Annotated in this window: 3 protein-coding genes; all 3 read right to left on the bottom strand. The window is 27.3% G+C overall.

What is annotated here, in order from left to right:
- The coding region (locus tag ACQCX0_RS01615) for an AAA family ATPase (protein WP_462562394.1) at nt 1–885 on the bottom strand (885 nt) is incomplete at its 3' end.
- Nucleotides 878–1,537: a dTMP kinase gene (gene tmk / locus ACQCX0_RS01620; RefSeq protein WP_462562395.1), complete on the bottom strand. Its 660-nt coding sequence runs from the start codon at nt 1,535–1,537 to the stop codon at nt 878–880. The genes tmk and ACQCX0_RS01615, both read right to left, overlap by 8 nt.
- A 15-nt stretch (nt 1,538–1,552) precedes the next feature.
- Nucleotides 1,553–2,731, bottom strand: coding sequence for a D-alanyl-D-alanine carboxypeptidase family protein (locus ACQCX0_RS01625; RefSeq protein ID WP_462562396.1), 1,179 nt, complete (start codon nt 2,729–2,731; stop codon nt 1,553–1,555).
- Between the last annotated feature and the right edge of the window lie 61 nt (nt 2,732–2,792).

Below are 2,792 nucleotides of genomic sequence, written 5' to 3' on the forward strand. Positions count from 1 at the left end.
TTTTAAAATTTTTTCACAGTTATTTTGGTTAGTAATTTTTAAAAGATTTTGTTTAATAAGGTCACAAATAATATTAAAACTGCCCATATCAATCCTAATTAGTTTATTACATAGGATTTGTAATTTTTCTAAAGATTTATCCTGTAAAATAAACTCTATACATAGCTTGTATAATTCTAAATTTTTGGGTTCTAAAAACCATAAAAAGTTATGCATAGAATCATTACTATTTAATACAAGTTCTATAATTTGTTTTTTAGATAAAGTATTAGGTAACTCTAAAGTATTAATTATATCAAACATCTCAGTATTATTTAAAGGAGCTAGTTTAATATTTAAGCATCTAGATTTAATAGTAGGTAAAAGATTCCGGAAATTATGACAAAGTAATAAAAACACAGTATATTTCGGAGGTTCTTCAAGGATCTTTAATAAAGCGTTACTCGCATTAATATTAAGATTGTCTACTGCATCAATAATTACTATTCTATAATTATCTTCTTTAGCAGTATAATTAAAAAATATATTAATTCTTCTAATGCTATCTACAGCAATAATCTCTTTATATTGTTGCTTTTTCTCATCAAATTCAGGCTCTATAACCATTAAATTAGGATGAGAATTATTCTTTATTAATTTAATAATCTCAGATTGTAGGTCTTCATTTAATGATTGATAATTAGGTGATGTTTGAGTAATAGGTTTACTTAATAAAAACTTACTAAAATTATATGCCAAAGTAGCTTTTCCTACCCCTTTATTGCCACTTAATATTAGTGCATGATGTAATCTATTCTTATTATACATATTAAGCAATAATGAGACAGCACTCCTATGTCCTATTAAAGAGTTGTTATTCTTAGGATGCAACATAGCATTAAGCATTCTTAGTTATCTTATTAATTTCTACTTCTGTTAGTGAATTTATAGCTAACTCTAACGATATATTAAGAGTATTAATAATATTGTTATGGGTTGTTATTATGTTATCAGAACTTATAATTTTGAGCGGATAAGGGTAAATATCAGCTGCCTGCTTAAATGTTTGGTTAATAATATTATGCATTGTGAGAGGGAGGTTATCTAACTTATTATTGTATCTATCTTTAATTCTAGTTAAGGCTATATCAGGTATAACATTTAAAACTAAAGTTAAATCCGGTATGAAATGAGAATTAAATCTTTTATGTAGATCCAAAATATTTTCTAAGTTATATTTCTGTAGTATTCCCTGATAAACTAGAGTTGATAGTAAAAATCTATCACAAAGTACTATTTTTTTATTTTTTAAAGCTGGTTTAATTAATTTTTCTATATTTTCATGACGAGCAGCTGAGAATAATAAAAGATTAGTAATATTATTAAAATCTATATTGCTCAGTGCTAAATTACGAATCTGCTCTGCAGTAAATGTACCTCCAGGTTCTCTAGTTAATACAAAAGTAATTTTACTTTTTTTCAGGCTTTGAGCCAGTAAATTACATTGGGTAGTTTTACCACTTCCTTCCCCTCCCTCTAAACATATAAAATAGCTCATAATTTATTCATTTCCTTAATAATATAATAATTTTCTAATCAGTGCATAAGGTGTTTTCAGAAAATTAAAGAAAACTCCTTCTACTGCAATATTTTCCTTAGCATATAAATTATATACCTGATTATATTGTGTATCCTGCATTTCTACTATTATTTGTCCAACCTGCTCATCTTTACTAATAGGAGCATTTAGAACTTTATAATAAATAAGTTTAATCTTAGTTTGATGGTTAGTTTTATTTACATTGTTAGGAACTAAGGCATAAATATCACTAGTGGCATATACCTGTAATTCATTTTTAGAACCGTTAAAGATTGCTATTTTTTTAATTAATTCACCTTTTTTAAATAATAATTGTGATGAAAAATTTAAGAAGCCCCAATTTAATAGCTTTTTTGCATCTATATTCCTATCTTTTTCTAATTTTAAACCGCTTATTACACCAATTAGTCGCATATTATTTTTCATAGCACTAAAGGCTAAACTAAATCCCGCATTTTGAGTATGTCCGGTTTTTAAGCCATCCACAGTTAAAGCATCATCTTTTAATAATAAATTCCTGTTGTTCTGGGTAATCCCATTATAAGTAAAAGAGGTTTCTGAGAAATAATGGTAGTATTCAGGAAAGTCATGAATTACTCTATAGGCTAACACAGCAATATCTTTAGCAGTTGAATAATGTTTGAGATCAGGCCAACCATTGGCATTATTAAAATGTGATGAAGTAAGTCCTAACTCTTGAGCAACCTGATTCATATATTTAATAAATTCCTCCTCTGAGGAGGCAATATATTCAGCCATAGCAATACTTGCATCATTTCCTGAGGAAACAACTATTCCTCTCACTAATTCTTCTACGGTAGGAGTATCTCCTATCTTTAAAAACATAGTAGAACCACCGGTAGAGTAATGACCTTTTTTTACAGCATTAGCACTTACAATAACCTTTGAAGTTAATGTAATATTTTGACGTTTTAATTCACTAAAAATAATATAAAGAGTCATGAGTTTACTCATAGAAGATGGTGAAATCTTTTTATTAGCATTTTTATCTAAAATAATTAGTTTTGTGTTACTATCTATAATAATAGCACTACTAGCTAGGATATTAGGGTTGTTTATATTAGAAAACTTACTATTAGCATAACTTACCATAAATAATGCTATTATCAGTGTTAATAAAGATTTTTGCATGTCTTCTCCTATTATTTCATATATAATCTAAATAGATCGGAAGAGCGTCGTGTAGGGAAAG

The sequence above is a fragment of the Candidatus Hepatincolaceae symbiont of Strigamia maritima genome (assembly GCF_055505085.1).

Coding starts and splice junctions, on each gene's coding strand:
- tmk (WP_462562395.1), bottom strand. CDS start 1,537: ATGAGCTATTTTATATGTTTAGAGGGAGGGGAAGGAAGTGGTAAAACT.
- ACQCX0_RS01625 (WP_462562396.1), bottom strand. CDS start 2,731: ATGCAAAAATCTTTATTAACACTGATAATAGCATTATTTATGGTAAGT.